This window comes from Vibrio sp. 1580 (assembly GCF_033340055.1).
The window spans coordinates 1-519 of the sequence record NZ_JAWOVT010000725.1; the positions used below are offsets into that span (position 1 = coordinate 1).

General features: G+C 45.5%; 1 protein-coding gene and 1 pseudogene. Both read right to left on the reverse strand.

Going from position 1 to position 519, the window contains the following annotated elements; translation table 11 throughout:
• Positions 1-60: 60 nt before the first annotated feature.
• Positions 61-330: a flagellar biosynthesis protein FliQ gene (gene fliQ, locus R7093_RS28055; RefSeq protein WP_005457784.1), complete on the reverse strand. Its 270-nt coding sequence runs from the start codon at positions 328-330 to the stop codon at positions 61-63.
• 26 nt (positions 331-356) lie between these two features.
• Positions 357-519 (reverse strand): annotated as a pseudogene (locus R7093_RS28060) (flagellar biosynthetic protein FliP); the annotation flags it as partial.

A 519-nucleotide genomic window follows, 5' to 3' on the forward strand; every position in this document is an offset into this window, starting at 1 on the left:
GCCAAAAATAATTGGCTATCCAGTCTAAGATGATTTGAGTGGGATACTCCATACCAGCCTCTAGTACAGAACCTGAGGCAAGCGCTCAATCAAGCCGAAGAAATATTCCATCAGCATTTGCGTCATCCAGTGACCAAACAGCATCAAAGCTAACAAAGTCACGATCAAACGAGGTAAGAAGCTTAATGTCTGTTCGTTAATTGACGTCGCGGCTTGAAAAATCGCCACGACCAAACCGATGAGCAAACTGGGGATAATAATGGCACAGACCATGATCAACACCATCCACAGTGCCTCACGGAAAAGCTCGACAAACATTTCAGGAGTCATGTCTTACCTCTTTTCTCTGTGCCAACCTAAAGGGCGAAACTGCCGGCTAAGGTCGACAATATCAAGTTCCAACCATCCACCAACACAAACAGCATCAACTTAAACGGTAGCGATACAATCATTGGCGATAGCATCATCATACCCATGGCCATCAAAACCGATGCCACCACCAAGTCGATGATCAAGAAC

What these genes read in the sequence shown, in the direction of transcription:
- fliQ (WP_005457784.1), bottom strand. Translation starts at nt 330, where the DNA reads ATGACTCCTGAAATGTTTGTCGAGCTTTTCCGTGAGGCACTGTGGATG.